Annotated in this window: 20 protein-coding genes, 1 pseudogene and 1 other annotated feature; of the genes and pseudogenes, 13 read left to right on the forward strand and 8 right to left on the reverse strand. The window is 37.2% G+C overall.

The genetic code is table 11. The annotated features are described in order from the left end of the window. The first annotated feature begins 11 nt into the window (after positions 1–11). On the forward strand, positions 12–1,097 hold the full coding sequence (locus MKX29_RS14720) for a tetraprenyl-beta-curcumene synthase family protein (protein WP_251162512.1): 1,086 nt from the start codon (positions 12–14) through the stop codon (positions 1,095–1,097). A 325-nt stretch (positions 1,098–1,422) separates the two neighbouring features. On the opposite strand, the gene MKX29_RS14725 is transcribed toward MKX29_RS14720, so the two are convergent. After that, positions 1,423–1,995, reverse strand: coding sequence for a class I SAM-dependent methyltransferase (locus MKX29_RS14725; protein WP_341106271.1), 573 nt, complete (start codon positions 1,993–1,995; stop codon positions 1,423–1,425). After that, positions 1,992–2,960, reverse strand: a complete 969-nt coding sequence (locus MKX29_RS14730) for a TIGR01212 family radical SAM protein (RefSeq protein ID WP_341106273.1) — start codon at positions 2,958–2,960, stop codon at positions 1,992–1,994. The genes MKX29_RS14725 and MKX29_RS14730 overlap by 4 nt, the downstream gene beginning before the upstream one ends. A 175-nt stretch (positions 2,961–3,135) precedes the next feature. Between MKX29_RS14730 and MKX29_RS14735 the strand changes: the two genes are divergently transcribed. The 3 genes from MKX29_RS14735 to MKX29_RS14745 all read left to right on the forward strand — a co-directional run bounded on the left by MKX29_RS14735 (position 3,136) and on the right by MKX29_RS14745 (position 5,053). After that, complete coding sequence (locus MKX29_RS14735; RefSeq protein WP_191809788.1) at positions 3,136–3,399, forward strand: YtzC family protein; 264 nt, start codon at positions 3,136–3,138, stop codon at positions 3,397–3,399. A 14-nt stretch (positions 3,400–3,413) separates the two neighbouring features. Further along, entirely contained in the window at positions 3,414–3,578 is a 165-nt protein-coding gene (locus MKX29_RS14740; RefSeq protein ID WP_095372173.1) for a glycogen biosynthesis protein GlgD, read from the forward strand. 290 nt (positions 3,579–3,868) lie between these two features. Then, positions 3,869–5,053: an MDR family MFS transporter gene (locus tag MKX29_RS14745; RefSeq protein WP_224938823.1), complete on the forward strand. Its 1,185-nt coding sequence runs from the start codon at positions 3,869–3,871 to the stop codon at positions 5,051–5,053. Between the two features lie 48 nt (positions 5,054–5,101). On the opposite strand, the gene MKX29_RS14750 is transcribed toward MKX29_RS14745, so the two are convergent. Continuing rightward, positions 5,102–5,455: a hypothetical protein gene (locus MKX29_RS14750; protein WP_224938822.1), complete on the reverse strand. Its 354-nt coding sequence runs from the start codon at positions 5,453–5,455 to the stop codon at positions 5,102–5,104. Positions 5,456–5,640: 185 nt separating this feature from the next. After that, positions 5,641–5,871 (forward strand) — a binding site (T-box leader). A gap of 57 nt (positions 5,872–5,928) precedes the next feature. Between MKX29_RS14750 and leuS the strand changes: the two genes are divergently transcribed. Further along, a complete protein-coding gene (gene leuS, locus MKX29_RS14755) occupies positions 5,929–8,343 on the forward strand; it encodes a leucine--tRNA ligase (RefSeq protein ID WP_251162515.1) in 2,415 nt (804 codons plus the stop codon). Positions 8,344–8,470: 127 nt separating this feature from the next. After that, positions 8,471–8,776 carry a rhodanese-like domain-containing protein gene (locus MKX29_RS14760; RefSeq protein ID WP_251162516.1) on the forward strand — a complete coding sequence of 102 codons (306 nt, stop codon included), beginning with the start codon at positions 8,471–8,473 and terminating at the stop codon, positions 8,774–8,776. 277 nt (positions 8,777–9,053) lie between these two features. On the opposite strand, the gene MKX29_RS14765 is transcribed toward MKX29_RS14760, so the two are convergent. Further along, positions 9,054–9,830, reverse strand: coding sequence for an alpha/beta hydrolase (locus MKX29_RS14765; RefSeq protein ID WP_224938819.1), 777 nt, complete (start codon positions 9,828–9,830; stop codon positions 9,054–9,056). Between the two features lie 105 nt (positions 9,831–9,935). On the opposite strand from MKX29_RS14765, the gene MKX29_RS14770 reads away from it, so the two are divergent. The 5 genes and pseudogenes from MKX29_RS14770 to MKX29_RS14790 all read left to right on the forward strand — a co-directional run bounded on the left by MKX29_RS14770 (position 9,936) and on the right by MKX29_RS14790 (position 12,507). Continuing rightward, entirely contained in the window at positions 9,936–10,373 is a 438-nt protein-coding gene (locus tag MKX29_RS14770; protein WP_224938818.1) for a hypothetical protein, read from the forward strand. A gap of 87 nt (positions 10,374–10,460) precedes the next feature. After that, positions 10,461–11,165: pseudogene (locus MKX29_RS14775) on the forward strand (ABC transporter ATP-binding protein). Between the two features lie 11 nt (positions 11,166–11,176). After that, complete coding sequence (locus MKX29_RS14780; protein ID WP_341106282.1) at positions 11,177–11,533, forward strand: ABC transporter permease; 357 nt, start codon at positions 11,177–11,179, stop codon at positions 11,531–11,533. Beyond that, entirely contained in the window at positions 11,491–11,760 is a 270-nt protein-coding gene (locus MKX29_RS14785) for a multidrug ABC transporter permease (RefSeq protein ID WP_341108279.1), read from the forward strand. Before MKX29_RS14780 ends, MKX29_RS14785 begins: the two co-directional genes overlap by 43 nt. Positions 11,761–11,769: 9 nt before the next feature. Beyond that, positions 11,770–12,507: a MerR family transcriptional regulator gene (locus MKX29_RS14790; protein ID WP_224938815.1), complete on the forward strand. Its 738-nt coding sequence runs from the start codon at positions 11,770–11,772 to the stop codon at positions 12,505–12,507. Here MKX29_RS14790 and MKX29_RS14795 read toward each other — a convergent pair. Further along, the gene (locus MKX29_RS14795) at positions 12,504–12,860 is read right to left on the reverse strand and encodes a hypothetical protein (protein ID WP_341106284.1); all 357 of its coding nucleotides are present in this window, start codon (positions 12,858–12,860) and stop codon (positions 12,504–12,506) included. The genes MKX29_RS14790 and MKX29_RS14795 overlap by 4 nt on opposite strands. An 88-nt stretch (positions 12,861–12,948) precedes the next feature. Between MKX29_RS14795 and MKX29_RS14800 the strand changes: the two genes are divergently transcribed. After that, the gene (locus tag MKX29_RS14800) at positions 12,949–13,131 is read left to right on the forward strand and encodes a sporulation protein Cse60 (protein ID WP_095372184.1); all 183 of its coding nucleotides are present in this window, start codon (positions 12,949–12,951) and stop codon (positions 13,129–13,131) included. 13 nt (positions 13,132–13,144) lie between these two features. Here the strand turns inward: MKX29_RS14800 and MKX29_RS14805 are convergent, their stop codons facing one another. Further along, on the reverse strand, positions 13,145–14,425 hold the full coding sequence (locus MKX29_RS14805) for a BaiN/RdsA family NAD(P)/FAD-dependent oxidoreductase (protein WP_341108281.1): 1,281 nt from the start codon (positions 14,423–14,425) through the stop codon (positions 13,145–13,147). A gap of 242 nt (positions 14,426–14,667) precedes the next feature. Here MKX29_RS14805 and MKX29_RS14810 point away from each other — a divergent pair, with 242 nt between their 5' ends. Continuing rightward, a complete protein-coding gene (locus MKX29_RS14810) occupies positions 14,668–16,284 on the forward strand; it encodes a putative polysaccharide biosynthesis protein (RefSeq protein ID WP_224938813.1) in 1,617 nt (538 codons plus the stop codon). Positions 16,285–16,460: 176 nt separating this feature from the next. On the opposite strand, the gene MKX29_RS14815 is transcribed toward MKX29_RS14810, so the two are convergent. Beyond that, positions 16,461–16,736 carry a hypothetical protein gene (locus MKX29_RS14815; RefSeq protein WP_224938812.1) on the reverse strand — a complete coding sequence of 92 codons (276 nt, stop codon included), beginning with the start codon at positions 16,734–16,736 and terminating at the stop codon, positions 16,461–16,463. A gap of 17 nt (positions 16,737–16,753) precedes the next feature. Further along, complete coding sequence (locus tag MKX29_RS14820) at positions 16,754–18,112, reverse strand: CitMHS family transporter (protein WP_341106287.1); 1,359 nt, start codon at positions 18,110–18,112, stop codon at positions 16,754–16,756. Between the last annotated feature and the right edge of the window lie 16 nt (positions 18,113–18,128).

Below are 18,128 nucleotides of genomic sequence, written 5' to 3' on the forward strand. Positions count from 1 at the left end.
GAGTCCATGTAATGAATGTTCCAACAATGCCGATCAGCTTAATGACAAATGCATATAAAAAAGTGATGCCTGCTGTGAATGAGGAGTTAAACAAATGGCGCAAATTGGCGGAATCAATCCCCAATGATGAATTAAAGTCACAAGCACTTTCTAGCATAAAAGATAAAACCTTTCACTGTGAGGGTGGGGCCATCATGTCACTTTTGGCCGTTGATGACTATCGTCAAGTCATAACGTTTATTGTTGCCTATCAAACCATTAGTGATTACTTAGATAATCTATGTGATAGAAGTACATCGATGGACCCAAAAGATTTTACGGCAATACATGAAGCGATGCGTCACTCATTGTTAATCGATGAGCAGTTACCTAAGGTGAACTATTATCGTTATCGGGATGACCAGGATGATGGTGGGTATCTGTTAGCATTAGTGATGACTTGCCGAAAAGTTTTATCTTCTATGGAAAATTATCCATTGATTAAATCTTATTTGACAGAGCTTTGTCGTTATTATTGTGATTTGCAAATACATAAACATGTGGCAATTGAGGAAAGAGTTTCTCGTCTGCAAAGTTGGTATAAAGAACATCAAGATCTCATCCCACCTATGAGCTGGTATGAATTTTCTGCTTGTTCGGGTTCTACACTCGGTATTTTTTGCTTAGTTGCTTATGCAACGAGAAGGGACTATAAGGAAAGTTACGGGGAGATTATACGTAATGGGTATTTTCCATATATTCAAGGTCTGCACATTTTATTAGACTATTACATTGATCAAGAGGAAGATAAGGAAGCCGGTGATTTAAACTTTTGCTTTTATTATGAAGATGAAAAAGAATTATTCGAGCGCATACGTTATTTTGTAAAGTGTGCAGATGAGCATACGGACAAGCTTCCTCATAAACGATTTCACCTTTTAATTAATCGAGGATTATTAGGGTTATACTTATCCGATGAAAAAGTCGGGAGAAGACAACAAATGAAAAAACTAGCAAGAAAGATGATTAAATCTGGAGGATTCTCAAGCCTCTTTTTTTATATTAATGGTCGTGCCTATCGCGCATTAAAAAGTAGACAGGCGGTAGTGCGTTCATGAATCCAGTGGATAGAGTAAAATCATGTCTAACGATAAAATTTGCAGAATAAAGTTCTCCTCCCCATAAAACTTGTCATCAACGTAGGACATTAGAAAGGGGCTTCTGACGCAATAGAGATCGGAAGCAATCCACAAGAGAAAAGCAGGAACAGGATAGTCTAACTCGAAAAAATCTGACTCGCAAGCGGCATCTAGTCAACCATCAAGAAAAGGCTACAAGTTTGACTAGAATAACTCAGATTCGATTCAAACAAAAGTAAACGAGAAAAAATAAAAAACAAGAACAAATTTGTTCTTGTCTGTTCGAGTGTTTATTTGTCTTAACTTACCTTTTCTCAATCGCAACAATAAAAGGTGGCCGGTTAGCTTGGTTAATGAATTGATATTGCAAAATATGAGCAGAATTTTGATCAATGGTTTTCAAGTAACGCAAAATATAGTCACGCTCAACAGCACCTTCTGGATGACCGTGATAAATCACCAAAATAATAATGCCTTCAGGTGCCATCATATCAATTAACTGTTCAATCGCGGAAATAGTTGTTCTCGGTCTTGTGACAATCGTTTTGTCTCCACCAGGTAAGTAACCGAGATTAAAAACAGCGCCAGTGATACGACCGAAATGGATTGGTGGAATGCAAGCAGTCACATGCTCATGGCCACGATTAAATAGAACAGTCCGATTAGAAAGTTCATGTTCATCAAGTTTTATTTGGGTAGACTGTATGGCTTCATCTTGGATATCGAATCCATAAACTCTGCCATGTTCGCCAACGAGCTGAGCTAAAAATAATGTGTCATGTCCATTTCCAAGTGTAGCATCAACCACGACGTCTCCTGGTGCAATTGCTTTCTGTAGTAGTTCTCTCGCAAATGGTAGAATACGTTCTAGCTTCAAGAGCTCACCTCCTCGGTAAATGGTTGATGATATTTACCTTGCCAGCTATCTCTTCGCTTTAGTTCATGATCAATGCCATTTAGCACATCCCATTTATTCACACTCCACATAGGACCAATCATAAGGTCGATGGGACCATCGCCAGTGATGCGATGAATAATCATCTCTTTAGGTAAAATCTCTAATTGGTCACAAACTAACTGAATGTATTCATCACGGCTAAGGAATGAAACCATTCCCTTTTCATATTGCTTAACCATCGGTGTTCCTTTTAATAGATGTAATAAGTGTATTTTAATTCCCTGCACATCTAATTTTGCAACCTCTTGTGCTGTTTCCATCATCATTTCAGGTGACTCTTCAGGTAAACCATTAATGATATGAGAACAGACACGTATATCATGTTGACGAAGTTTCTTTACTCCTTCTTTATAGCAATCAAAATCATGTGCACGATTAATTAATTGGGCTGTTTTTTCATGAACGGTTTGTAGGCCTAATTCAACCCATAAGTATGTTCTTTTATTAAGGTCAGCTAAATAATCTATGACATCATCTGGTAAACAATCAGGCCTTGTGGCAATAGATAAGCCAACAACCCCTTCTTGTTTTAAGACAAATTCATACTTTTCTTTTAGTACTTCAACAGGTGCATGAGTATTTGTGAATGCCTGGAAATAAGCAATGTATTTTCCATTTTTCCATTTCTTATGCATGCTATCCTTGATTTTAATAAATTGTACGTCTAATGGTTCTGCACGATTACCTGCAAAATCACCTGAACCTGCTGCGCTGCAAAATGTACAGCCACCATGAGCGACAGTGCCATCCCGATTAGGACAATCGAAGCCTCCATCCAAAGCAACTTTAAAGACCTTGTGCCCGAAATGTTTTTTTAAATGAAAGTTCCATGTATGATAACGTTTTTGATCATTTGTATATGGAAATTGAGTCAGTAAATCCAAAGTCAGCCCTCCTAAAGTCACCACTGTGACAAATTCAATATTATCATGAAAGAAATCATCAACTCAATTACACATTGATAACATTTCAATTAGTAGAAATCGAACACTCGGTAAATACTATCATTGAGGCGTATTTGCTTCGTACACTTCATTAAAAAAGAGGGGGAAGGCTTTTATGGCAACCCGTGAATCCGTACAACAATTAATGCAACAATGTGAAGAAGTCATTCAATTTGCTAACATGCAGTTTAAAGATGGGCAAATGCAAGAACATTATAACGATCAAGACTATGCTAAAGCGCTTGCTCATATCGAACAAGCCTATAATGATTTGATGACGATGTCTCATAGTGCCACAGATGCGCAGAGGGAAGAACTTCATCGAATGAGATTACAGCTACAACAGTTACAAAATCAAATGATCATTACTCCCCATTAAGAGGTGAACAACAATTGGTTAGAAAAAAATCAAAACAAAACAATCCAGAGCAAAAAACAAGAAATGGTATCAATAACCAAGAGGTAGAATTCGGTAGTGCGAATGTGATCCCACGATCTAAAAAGAAATATGAGGAAACAGGTGGGCAACCCGTTAAATCTAAATTTCATCCAGAATAAATAATATGTATTTAGTAAAATGATCTGTACACAAGCAAATCTCATGGAGTTTGCTTGTGTATGGCTATGATAAATTTAAAAAATATTATTGTATATTTCATACATAATGTCATCCATTCCTTCTGTTTATGCTTAATTTCAAGAGTAATTATTCATTTTTATGTATAGATAAGATAGATGTCTAAATCTGTCACAAAATTAGTATTGAATCCATCATAAAAAACGAATAGAATTTATTTTGGAATTCGAAATGGAATGAATTGAATTAGAATGTGAAAGGGGTATGGATGATGCCTCGAGCTTTGTGGTTATTAGTAATTGGGATGGCTGTTAATGTAACAGGTTCCTCTTTTTTATGGCCTTTAAACACCATTTATATGCATGAAGAATTAGGAAAGTCTTTATCGATTGCCGGCATTGTTTTAATGATCAATTCAGCAGCAACAGTCATAGGCAATCTAGTTGGTGGTGTGCTGTTTGATAAATTAGGTGGCTATCGTTCGATTTTATTAGGCATAGTCATTTCGTTATCTTCACTCATTATTATGGTCTTTAAACATGGATGGCCGGAATACATTGTATTATTGACGATATTAGGTTTTGGCTCAGGGATCGTGTTTCCTTCTATGTATGCATTGGCAGGAAGTGTATGGAAAGAGGGCGGCAGAAAAGCGTTTAATGCGATGTATGTAGCGACAAATCTAGGTGTAGCATTAGGTGCAGCAATGGCGGGGTATATAGCTTCATTTTCTTTCAATTATATCTTTATCGCTAATTGTCTAATGTATATCTTGTTTTTCTTGATAGCAATCACTAGCTATAGAAAAATGGAAGTAAAGTCGGTTAGTCAACCAAATGAAATAAAAACAGCACAAAAATTTCGCGGTAATCCTAAATTAAACGCTTTATTCGTTTTGTTAATCGGTTATCTATTATGTTGTATTGGCTATGTGCAATGGCAATCGACTATCTCAGCATATACTCAGCAAATTGGGATTTCATTAAAACAATACAGTATGCTTTGGACAATAAATGGCGCCATGATTGTACTTGCGCAACCATTAATTAGTCTTCTAGTTAAAAGGATAAAATCATTAAAAGTACAAATTATTATTGGTATTTTTATTTTTGCTATCTCTTTTGCTGTTGTAGGAAATGCAGTTGCCTTTTCCGGCTTTGTCACAGCAATGATTATTTTAACCATTGGGGAAATGCTCGTATGGCCAGCGGTACCTACAATTGCTAATGACTTAGCACCTAAAGGTAAAGAAGGGTTCTATCAAGGAATTGTTAACAGTGTCTCTACAGGAGGAAGAATGATTGGGCCATTACTTGGTGGCGTACTCGTGGATGTATACGGTGTGAAGATGCTTTTCGGTATATTAATGGCATTACTGCTCATTTCCGTATATACAACTGTTGTTTATGATAAGAAGCTTAAAAAGAAAAAAGTTGTGCCAGCTATACCTTCATAAAAAGCGAGCCCCGTAGATAAAAACTCTAGGGGCTCTCTACTTAACCATTCAGATAATATCCTGGTAATGATGTGATTGAACTTCATCTAGAAAAATGACTTTATGAAAGAAACTTTTCAAGATCAACCAACGAGCGGGATAGGCCTCGATAAAACTTTCAATGACTTTTTCGGAGTAGAGTATCAGACAATCTAACTTCGGTTTGGTTTGTTTTAAATCATAATATAAGGCATGTGGAATGGTGTAGTAATCATGTAATTGATAAGGATTTAATTTAATGGTTTTCATTTGGTTATTTTCAATGAACGTCTGGATGGATTGCTTCTGAACTTCAAGGCTTTCATCTAGCGTTTTAAAATCATTCATAATCCACTTTTCATTAATAAAAGCGATACCTTTCATAATATGAAATCACCTTTCCTTATTTTTTACTATAGTTATGGGCAAAATAAGGAAGAGTAATACATGGATTAAAAAATTGACACGTTTTCGATTTTCTTGAATAGCTTATACTTATCTATAGTAACTTGTGAAAGCCTACTTGCATCAACCATTGAAATTGATTACAATGTCAATATGAATATTTTATAACTGCAATGATGAGGAATAGTAATGCTAGGAAGCCTGATATTAGAGAGCTAGCGGTTGGTGTAAGCTAGTCAGCTCCTTGCATGAACTCACCTACTGAGCAGCAAGTGTGAAAATGACAGTAATGCTTGCCGTACTCCGCGTTAAGGATGAATGAAGTGAACAGTTAACTGTAAACTGTTAATGTGGGTGGTACCGCGGGAGATATACATAATCCTCTCGTCCCTTTTTGAGGGATGAGGGGTTTTTTTATACTTAAAAACGTAGCATTTTTAGGAGGAAAGAAGATGAGCTTTAATCATCAGCAAATTGAAGGTAAGTGGCAACACTATTGGGAAGAACAAAAAACATTTAAAACGGGTGAAGAAAAAGGGAAGAGAAAGTTCTATGCGTTAGATATGTTTCCTTATCCGTCTGGTGTAGGTTTACACGTAGGACACCCTGAAGGATATACAGCAACAGATATTCTTGCCCGTATGAAAAGAATGCAAGGGTATAATGTTCTTCACCCAATGGGATGGGATGCATTTGGTTTACCTGCTGAACAATATGCCCTTGATACAGGGAATGACCCAGCTGAATTTACCGAGAAAAACATTAATACATTCCGCCGTCAAATTAAATCATTAGGATTTTCTTATGACTGGGATCGTGAAATTAACACAACAGATCCGGAATATTATAAATGGACGCAATGGATTTTCTTAAAGCTTTATGAAAAAGGTCTTGCTTATATCGATGAAGTAGCAGTGAACTGGTGTCCTGCACTTGGAACTGTGCTTGCTAATGAAGAGGTAATTGATGGGAAAAGTGAACGTGGAGGCCATCCTGTTGAAAGAAGACCGATGCGCCAATGGATGTTAAAAATAACAGCTTATGCTGACCGTTTACTAGAAGATCTTGATTTACTTGATTGGCCAGAAAGCTTGAAGGATATGCAGCGTAACTGGATTGGCCGTTCTGAAGGTGCTGAAGTGACTTTCCATATCGAAGGTGACAAAGGTACGTTTGAAGTGTTTACGACACGACCAGACACATTATTTGGTGCGACATATGCTGTCCTTGCACCAGAGCATAAACTAGTTGATGTAATTACAACAGAAGAGCAACGTAATGCAGTTGAGACTTATATTGAAAAAGTTAAAACAAAGAGTGATTTAGAAAGAACTGATTTAGCTAAAGAAAAAACAGGTGTATTCACAGGTGCTTATGCAATTAACCCTGCTAACGGTGAAAAAATGCCGATTTGGATTGCTGATTATGTGCTTGCTTCATATGGTACAGGTGCCATTATGGCTGTTCCAGCTCATGACGAGCGTGATTATGATTTCGCGAAAGAATTTAACTTGCCTATTAAAGAAGTCGTAGCTGGTGGAGATATTTCTAAAGAAGCTTATGCCGGTGAAGGAGAACATATTAATTCTGATTTCTTAAATGGCTTAGGTAAAGAAGAAGCAATTACAAAAATGATCGCTTGGCTAGAAGAGAAAGAGATTGGGACGAAAAAAGTGACATATCGCTTACGTGATTGGTTATTTAGTCGTCAAAGATATTGGGGTGAACCGATTCCTGTTATTCATTGGGAAGATGGTACAATGACGGGAGTTCCTTACGAAGAGTTACCGTTAATTTTACCAACAACAACGGAGATTAAGCCATCTGGTACAGGTGAATCACCGTTAGCTAATATTGAAGAGTGGGTTAATGTTATTGACCCTGAAACAGGTAAAAAAGGTCGCCGTGAAACCAACACGATGCCACAATGGGCAGGTAGCTGCTGGTACTATTTACGTTATATTGATCCGAAAAACAGTGAGGCATTAGCTGATGCGGAAAAATTAAAAGAGTGGTTACCGGTTGATATTTATATTGGTGGCGCTGAACATGCGGTTCTTCACTTATTATATGCTCGTTTCTGGCATAAAGTATTATACGATATCGGTGTAGTGGATACGAAAGAACCATTCCAAAAATTATTTAACCAAGGCATGATTCTTGGGGAAAATAATGAAAAAATGAGTAAGTCAAAAGGGAATGTTGTTAACCCTGATGCCGTTGTAGAAAGCCATGGAGCGGATACGCTTCGTTTATATGAAATGTTTATGGGACCACTAGATGCTTCCATTGCTTGGTCTACAAATGGATTAGATGGCTCTAGACGCTTTTTGGACCGAATTTGGCGTTTGATTGCTGAAGAAGATCATAGCTTAAGTAGCAAAGTGCAGGATGTAGAAGTATCTCAACTAGAAAAAGTGTATCATCAGACAGTCAAGAAAGTAACAGAGGACTTTGAAGGTTTGCGCTTCAATACAGCTATTTCACAAATGATGGTTTTCGTCAATGAAGCTTACAAAGCTGATATTCTTCCAAAGGCTTATGCAGAAGGGTTCGTAAAAATGTTGGCTCCAATTGCTCCACATATTGCTGAAGAACTATGGGAGATACTTGGTCACACAGGAACCATTTCTTATGAAGCTTGGCCAGCATATGACGAAGCGAAAATGACAGATGATGAAGTGGAGATCGTTATCCAAATCAATGGTAAAGTGAAGGCAAAATTAATGGTACCCGTTGATGCACAAAAGGATGTGCTAGAACAAATTGCCATGGATGATGATAAAATCAAAGAACAAATTGATGGCAAAACAGTAAGAAAAGTCATTGCTGTTCCTGGGAAGCTAGTGAATATTGTCGCTAATTAAGATTATTTAGGAAAAGAGGTAGCTTAATGAAAAAGAGCTACCCCTTTCCCTATGAGACTGTAATATTCGCATTTCGATCAACACTTCTTTAGAATAAAGATAACGATAATGGAAAGGGTGGTTGATGATGACTGAAATGAAAGAAATCACAACAGAAGAATTGCAGAAAAAGTTAGAAGCAGGAGAACAACTTGAACTTGTAGATGTAAGGGAAGATGACGAAGTAGCTCAAGGAATCATTCCTGGTGCGAAACATATTAGAATGGGCACAATTCCTGAAAACCTAGATAAGTTTGATAAAGACAAAGAGTATATTATGATTTGCCGTTCAGGGAATCGTAGTGGACAAGTTTGTCGTTTTATGCAAGAACAAGGCTATCAAGTGACCAATATGGTCGGGGGTATGCTTGAGTGGGAAGGCGAAACAAAATAATTGTTACTTTTGAAGAAGGCCTCTTTTTAGGAGGTCTTCTTTTTTTCGTTATCGTTTAACTATTTAAGAGATGGACGTAAGTACTATGCTAAGGTTTTGATTCATGAAGTATGTAAGAATTACGAGGTGTGTACATAACTTTCCGTTTGCTTTTACAATATGCCAAGCTTGTCATGAAATGTGTTCATCAATTGAATACTATCCAACACGCTGGATTTCTCAGAGTTGTGAGGCATTTTTATTTAGCTCTCATCAATTTTTTGAGCTGAGTTTGTTTTCAGGCGTTAGCGACAATCATTAGTTGATTGATTTTCTCAGCAACTTCTTTTGTATTTGTGATTGGTAAGAAATGATAGCCATTATTAATGTGGTAGACGTCTGTGTTAGGGTGCTCTTTTGTAAAGGCTGTCAGTTTGGTTTTACTAATTTCATCGAGGTTTAAATCAGCTATTAATAATTGCAAGGGAATATCACATTTCCTTAAATAATAGGATGAATCCGTATGAATTTGTTGTATGAGACGATTTACGGCCTTTTCATCACTATGATGCTTATACTCCTCTCCTGTTAGGATAAAATTGTTTTTCAAATAAGAAAATAGCACTTCACTTGTTTCGTTCGTTAACTTGCTCATTTGTTGGCAATGTTCTTTTATCGCAGGGATAAAATCATTCTTATGGATGATGGGAAGCTGAATGTATTCGCTGGGCCTTTCATTTATTGGATAGTAACCACCATCTAATAAGGTAAGACTTAATACTTCCTTTGGATATGTACCGTAATATTTTTGAATAATCCATGCACCAATAGAGTTCCCGATAAAATGGGCTTCACTTATTTCCAGTTGATTTAATACATGATGAATGCCTTTTAGATAATTAGTAAGAGACATATCAACTTCACCGTTGTGTCCAGGCAAATCAAATGAAATGATACGATGGCCACTTAACACACTGCCAAGAGAGGAGAAAATTTCCTTTCTTTCACCAAGAGGTGGAAGAGCGATTATCGCTTCCTTGCTTACGCTTGCGCCACCATAAATTGCATATTGCATATTTACACCACCTGTTAACAATTTACTCTATTATAGGTATAATATTATAAAAATTCAATTTATTTACTTCAGACGATTGTTCAAATAGATGCGAAAGGAGAAAGAATGAGTAAAAAAATCATCCCTTTTTTATCGGTAATTGTCCTATTATTTTTGTCCATGGGTGTATATCAATTTTATCTTTCTCAAGAAAAGCTGGGTTTTAATGAGGTCGTACTGGTATCGGAGGAAAACCTACATTCCATCATTATAGCTACTAGTGAAACAACAGAAACTGTATCTTTAAATAAGGACGATCATGATAAGCAACTAAAAGAAATTCGCTCACTTTTGGCAGATATTGAATTAAAAAGGTATCATCGCACAGCATCTAAAGAACTGTATAGAATTGGTTTTGTAACGAAAACAGCTGGAAAAAGTGTTAGCGTATATGATGAAGTAATCGCCATTCACTACAAAAACAAAAAACCTACTTTTTATAGAGTTCTAAATAAAGAACCACTCACACAAATCATCGATATCCTATTATCAGAAAATAAATAAAAGAGTTTTATAAACCCTCCAATATACCACCACCCTTCATTTCTTTTGCTATGATGTGAATCTATTCTTAGAAAAGGGTGTGAGTTGATGGTTCTGAAGGTAAAAGAATTGTCCGTTAGTTATGGAGAGAAAACGGTAGTTGATAAGATTAGTTTCTCCCTTCAAAAAGGGGAGGTACTGGGAATACTAGGAGAAAATGGCGCAGGAAAGACATCGTTGGTAGAAGCTGTGCTAGGAATTAGGCCTGCTGTTTATAAGGAAGTCGCTATATTAGGACAATCTCCAATTCATAATAGAAAGCAAGTATTTGAGAAAGTGGGTGTGCAATTTCAGGAATCGCATTTTCCAGATAAAATGACCGTTTCTGAAGCATGTCAGCAATGGAGTGTGTTATACAAGGCAACCGCGCCATCTTAATTTTTATTGACCAAATTTGGCCTACAAGATAAGGAGAAATCATTAGTTAAATCATTGTCAGGCGGTGAAAAGCAAAGATTAGCGGTGTTATTAGCATTGTTACCCAACCCAGAATTAGTCTTTCTAGACGAATTGACTACGGGTTTAGATACGAAAGCAAGAAAAAAATTGTGGCAAACGCTAAGAAATTATAAGCGCGAGGGATTATCTATTGTCCTTACCTCTCACTATATGGATGAAGTAGAAGCACTCTGCGACCGCGTTATGATTTTAAAGGGCGGACATATCATATGCGAAGGAACGATAGCAGAAGTGATCAATTATTCAGGACAAGCTTCGTTGGAAGCTGCCTATTTAACTTTAACAGATGAATAGGGGGAAGGATGATGACATTCTATACTTTAACAAAAATAGAAGCGAAACTCGTTTGGAGAGGTTTAGATATACTGATCTTCGGTATCATTTTTCCAATCATTGTTGCCTTATTATTTGGTTATATTATGAATAATGAACTGTTTACCCAAGGAAATACAATGTTCCTCCATTCTTATCCAGCGGTTGTAACTATTAGTATATTAGCTACAGGTGTAATGGGACTGCCCCTTACCATTGCTGATTACCGTCATCGCCATATTTTAAAAAGGTTTCAGGTGACCCCAGCTTCGCCTTTAACTTTGCTTTTTGCTTACTCATTGGGAGTATTGTTCCAGATCAAAAAGCAGCGAATCTATGGGGGTCGTTAGCCTATTTCGGCATGCTTCTTTTTTCAGGTGCTACTATACCTTTTGAGATTTTCCCGCAAATTTTACAGAATGTCTTTGCATTCCTTCCTTTATCACAAGGTATTCAGTTGCTTAAGGAAGTAAGTTTAGGCGGAGTTCTAAGCGACATGATTTTTCCCATAGTCACAATGATGGCTTGTGTATTCATTAGTGGATTCCTTTCGATTAAATATTTTAGATGGAAGTAGTGAGATATCTTGGTTTATTCAACTAAAGAAATCGCTGATAGTATGGGCGTTCATCCTAATACGGTGAGAGTTTACGAGGAATGGGGATATCTTTCCCCTGCTCCTCGTGCTGATAATGGATACAGACAATATGATGACATACATCTTTTTCAATTGAAAATAGCGAGGTTCGCTTTTCGTTGTGAAATCATTCAAGGCAGTATTCGTAAAAGTGCAAGAGAGATTGTGCTCCTTAGCGGTCAGAAGCAATTTCTCAAAGCTTACGAGCAGGCTGAAGAACATTTACTGCATTTAAACAAGGAATATGAAAGAGCGGTTGAAGCAGCTGATATTGCAGAGAGTTGGTTATATTCAACTAAGGAAATTCAAAGTGAAGGATTGTCAAGACAACAAGTAGCTGAAAAAATTCAACTTCATCCAGAGCTAATAAGAAATTGGGAAAGAAACGGATTAATTACTATTCCTCGTAATGAAAAGGGGTATCGTGTTTTTACAGAAAAGGAAATAAATATGCTAAAGGTGATTCGAGTATTAAGGATGGCTCATTATTCTTATGCATCTATTTTACGCCTAGTCCAACAAGCAAAAATGGCTCATCCAATTCATATCAAAGAGGTATTGAACCTACCAGAAAATCAGGAGGATATTGTATATGTTACGGATCGCTTATTAATGTCTTTAAAAGAAGCAATCGCAGATACAAAAACCATCCTTACCATGTTAAGAGAAAAAAATGACGGAGATTAATCAATCTTTTCTACGTCTACGATATTTATTCTTCCAGGATAAGACTCTAAAATGCTTGTATACCAAATGCGAACTTGATCGCCTGAATCGAATGAATGGTAATCAAGCAAAAATGTCGGTCCGTTCGGTATATAGTCAGGTTGATAGGTCGTGTTAGATGATGCCTCTTCATTTATCTGGACAGTGGGCCGTTTTTCTTCGTCGATAAAGTAAATCCTGCCTCTTTCTTTTATCAAAATGGCGTCGATAAAACCAGCCCCATTGTTTTTAGTAATTGAATTACTGATATCTCCAATTACCCACAAGCCATAAAGACAAATGGTAGTTAAAAGTATTCGTTTAACGGCGCTCATTTCATCACCACCTACCTATGTATATATTATGAATTTTCTGTTAATAATAAATAAAAATACTCATTCCCATGAAGGGAGTTTTCATCAAATGATCAAGGTAAAGTTATTTGACCAAGAGCATGAAAAAGATTTAGAGGTTGCGATGAACCGTTTTTTAGAAAAGGTGGAAGAACAAAAGCTTGTTGATATTAAGTATAATATTGCTGCAATGCAAGAAGAAGATGAGGAGCAAATTTATTGTTTTTCGGCGATGGTCATTTATAGAGCGTAACTACTTTTACTTATCAAGTAGTTACGCTTTTACATATAGCCGCATTACTGCCAGCTAAACGTCCAGTTACAAGGGCTGAGGTAATATTGTAGCCACCGGTATAGCCATGAATATCAAGAATTTCTCCGCAAAAATATAACCCAGCCATTTTTTTTGACGCCATTGTTTGTGGTTCAATTTCTTTAACAGAAACGCCGCCACCAGTTACAAAGGCCTTCTCTAATGGTAATGTCCCATCGATTTCAACACGGAAATCATGTAGACGGCTAACGAATAAACGTAGCAGTTCATTCGTGATACTCACTGCTTGTGCCGTTGGATCAATACCTACTTCTTCTAAATGAAAGAGAAGATATCTCTCAGGAACGATCCCTTTTAGCAAGTTTTTGATACTCTTTTTTGGCTCTGATTTTTTTAGTGATATGATCTCTTGGAAGGTTTTCTCGCCATTTTGCCCAGGTAAGGCATTGATGCGTACGCTTACCTTTTTTAGCTTCCATTTTTTCATGGCTTTGACAACGAATTGACTACATCTTAAAATCGCTGGACCACTCAGCCCGAAATGGGTGAATATCATATCCATTTGATGTGTAATCAACGGCTTGTCTTTAGGGTTCAATACACTTACTTCTACATCGCGTAAAGAGAGTCCTTGTAACGCTTTGTTCTTAATAAATAATTCACTTGACGTTAAGGGGACTTCTGTCGGGAATAAGTCTGTAATCGTATGTCCAGCTTTCTCTGCCCAACCGTAGCCATCTCCTGTAGATCCTGTATGAGGAACAGATTTGCCTCCCACTGCTAGCACAACTGCTTTTGCATGAAACTGTTCACCGGAATGTAATTTGACTGTATGGCTTTTCTCCGGTTGGAATTGAATATCAGCAACAGGGCTATTTGTTTTTATCGTTACTTTCAATTCGTCTAGTCGTATAAGTAGTGCATCGACAACGGATTGTGCTTTATTACTTACTGGGAACATTCTACCGTGGTCTTCCTCTTTTAAGGCGATACCAAGCTTCTCAAAAAAAAGGATAATATCTTCATTACTAAAAATGGAGAAGGCGCTATGAAGAAAGCGACCGTTACCAGGAATATGTTTAATGATTTCATCGATTGGGAGCCGATTAGTCACGTTACAACGACCACCACCTGAAATCGCCAGTTTTCTACCTAATTTATTTCCTTTATCAATAAGTAAAACTTTTGCTTTATTCTCTGCAGCACCAATGGCAGCCATTAGTCCAGACGGTCCACCGCCAATGACAATGACATCATATTGTGTTTGTTTCATTTTCTTCACCAACTTTTTCTCTTTCATTGAAAATAGCATACCTTTGCTATTATAAAGCAAAAGATAAAACATCTAAACATCTTCTTAAAAAATCATCAAGAATGAAAAGGGTCTTCTGAGATAAAAATATGTCTATTATTGTCGTAACATATGGTAGAATGAGAAGTTGTATAGTTTAATTTTGCGAATGATAGAAAACACCACGCTTTTGGTAGCGCTTGGACAATAGAGGAAGGGATTATATGTCGTCTAAGCTTTTACGAGGAACATTTATTTTAACTCTTGGTACATTCATATCTAAGTTTCTTGGATTATTTTATGTGATTCCATTTTATCAAATCGTTGGAAACGAAGGAACAATCCTTTATAACTATTCTTATGTACCGTACACAATCTTTATTAGTGTGGCGACTGCGGGTGTACCGCTTGCCGTCTCAAAGTTTATTTCAAAGTATAACGCATTAGAGGAGTATGCTGTAGGTAGGAAGCTATTCAAATCCGGTTTAATTATTATGCTTTGTAGCGGAATTGTCTGTTTCTTAATCATGTATATGGGAGCGCCTACTCTAGCAAAGATTTTTGTGGACCCAGAAGATGTAGCAATGCTACAAGATATTGTCTCCGTTATTCGAGCGGTCAGCTTTGCCTTAATCATTATCCCGTTTATGAGCTTAATTCGCGGATTCTTCCAAGGTCATCAATCCATGGGACCTTCTGCCGTATCTCAGGTCGTTGAACAAATTGTACGAATTGCCTTTCTACTTGCTGGGGCATTTGTCGTCCTTTATGTAATGGATGGCGATTTAGTTACAGCAGTTAGTGTAGCTACTTTTGCAGCCTTCATAGGTGGTATCGGTAGTTTAGCTGTTTTGTTTATTTATTGGTACAAAAGAAAGCCTTATTTAGATCAACTATTGGCTAAAGATAAAGGTACAATGGATATCTCTCTTACAGATATGTATAAGGAAATCATTCTTTATTCGATTCCGTTTGTCCTTGTCGCATTGGTTAATCCGTTATTCCAAATGATTGATTTATCAACGTTTAATAAAGCGATGCAATCGATAGGATACTCTGGTAAAGAAGCAGGAGAAGCCCTTTCCGTATTGAACTATCAAACGCATAAATTAGTGATGATTCCTGTCACTTTAGCAACGGCGTTTTCATTAACACTGGTACCAACCATTACGAATTCCTTTATGAAAAATGATCGTTTGACGATGAATCGTCAATTGAATCAAACGTTTCAAGTGATCTTGTTTTTAATATTACCGGCGGTTGTTGGCCTTGCATTATTAGCCGAACCAGTATACACATTGTTCTATGAGCATAGTGAGTTAGGCACTGCTGTACTTCGGGCCTATGCCCCAGTAGCAATGTTATTTGCCCTTTATGCAGTTACAGCTGCGATTCTCCAAGGGATCAATGAGCAGCGCTTTACCATTCTTAGTTTATTAGTAGGAATTTTAGTAAAGCTTGCATTAAATATACCCCTAATTAAGTGGTTAGAAACAGAGGGAGCAGTTCTAGCAACAGCACTTGGTTATGCTGTGGCAATTTTAATCAACTTGATTGTCATTAAAATATTCTCAGGCTACCAATTTAGATTTGTATTCAGGCGCAGTTTATTGATTATTATCCTTACATTGGTTATGACTGTCATTACGTGGGTCCTTTATCAAATATTGATGATTTTCTTAAATCCAGCTTCTGGATGGCATGCAATTATCATTGTGTTTGTTTGTGGAGGAGTAGGTGCAAGTGTGTACTTCTATCTTGCAAATAAGGTTCGACTATTACCACTATTGTTCGGAGATAGAATCGATCGGATATTAATTAAACTGAAGCTGAAGAAATAGTATCTATCTTTTAGGCACCCAGCCATCTATACTGGGTGCCATTAAGTTTTTACTGCTACCTCTTATGCAATGTTTTCCTCCAGATAAATGTTAATGCCCAATTGGGAAATATTTGTTGCAGTCCTAAAAGGACAGTTCATAAATATTACCTTGGCCATTTTCTTTAATCGTTTCCGTTAACAGATGGTTACTTCACTTGTAATGATTTTACCGCTTTGGTGGTTCATATGTTCAACCCCGCTTTCACAATTCTCTGGATTCTCCCATTTGATTATATATTTATTTCCTTTCTGTTCAATTGAAACGATAGTTACATTCCCAATTGTTCTTGTGTTCTTTTCAATAACGATGGACTTGGCTTGTTGTTCGGAAATTTTAGGTTCTGGTGCTGTCGAACAGCTACTTAAGAAAAGTAGTAATAGAAATAGCAGTAGACGAGACGTTTTTTTCATCAAGTTCATTCCCCTTTTTATGAGTAGACGGAATGATGGGGTGGAAGTTTCATAGGAGTTGGGAAATACTGAAAATTTTCACTAAAAGGAATGGCACCCGTAAGTACGGCAATAATCGTCATCACAATCGTGGTCCCAAACGCCCACTTAAATAGGAACTTCTGATGCTCCCCAAAGTCTACACCAGATAGCCCGATGAGAATAAAGGTCGCAGGAACTAAAGGAGACAGAGGGAAGCCTGTTGTTGAATGACCGAGTAATGCTGCTCTACCTATTTCCACTGGGTCGATGCCAAAGTTGGCTGCTGTTTCACTTATAATTGGTAAAATGCCAAAGTAATAAGCATCAGGTGGGAAAACAAACACTAACGGTAAACTGGTTATCGCAACAAGGACAGGAAGGTAAGGACCAAGGCCTTCAGGTATGATAGAAACAATGGAAACAGCCATCGCGTCCATCATTTGCGTTCCATTTAGGACACCTAAGAATATCCCTGCAGCAAAGATTAATGTACTGATTAATACAAAGTTATTTGCATGACTTAAAATTTGTTCTTGTTGCGCTTTTGGATCCCGGAAGTTGACAAAAAGTGCGATAGAAAAAGCAATGGCAAATAAAATTTGTAATGGCAATACGTCCATAATAAGCATGATCATTAATGCGATTGTCAAAAGTAAATTAAACCAGAATAATGTGGGGGACGTTTTTTTCTGTTCGATTGTACTCGATTGTTCTGTGAAACTCTCAGTGTATATTTGAATGACACCGATTCTTTCTCTTTCCTTCTTACCTAGAATATAAGCAGAGAAAAATGTCCAGACTAGTCCGCCGATCATCGCTGGGATGAGAGGGATAAATAAATCACTCATTTCCACATTTAAACTAGCAGCGGCTCTAACTAAAGGACCTCCCCAAGGTATCATATTCATTACCCCTGCAGCTAAGGCAACAACACATGATAAAATAAGGCGGTTCATGCCTAACTTCTTATAAAGAGGTAGCATCGCTGATATGGTAATCATGAAAGTGGATGAGCCGTCCCCGTCTAAACCAACAATCATTGTAATAAGAGCTGTAGCTATCACTATTTTTAATGGATCCCCTTTGACATACTTTAAAATACGTGAAATCATTGGGTCAAATAGCCCTACATCAATCATTAACCCAAAATATAGGATCGCAAAAACAATCATTATCGCTGTAGGGGTTACTTGGATAATCCCATCCATCATCAGTTGGCCCATTTCGTTGCTGAATCCTCCGATAATGGCAAAAGCAACTGCAACAAAGACAAAAGCAACAACAGGTGAAAGTTTTTTAGTCAGAACTAAAAGAAGAAAAGATATCATCATGCAGAAGCCTAATAGAGATAGCAAGTTTACATTCACTCCT

The sequence above is a fragment of the Cytobacillus sp. FSL R7-0696 genome (genome assembly GCF_038006865.1).
In the GTDB taxonomy this organism is placed as follows: domain Bacteria; phylum Bacillota; class Bacilli; order Bacillales; family Cytobacillaceae; genus Cytobacillus; species Cytobacillus kochii.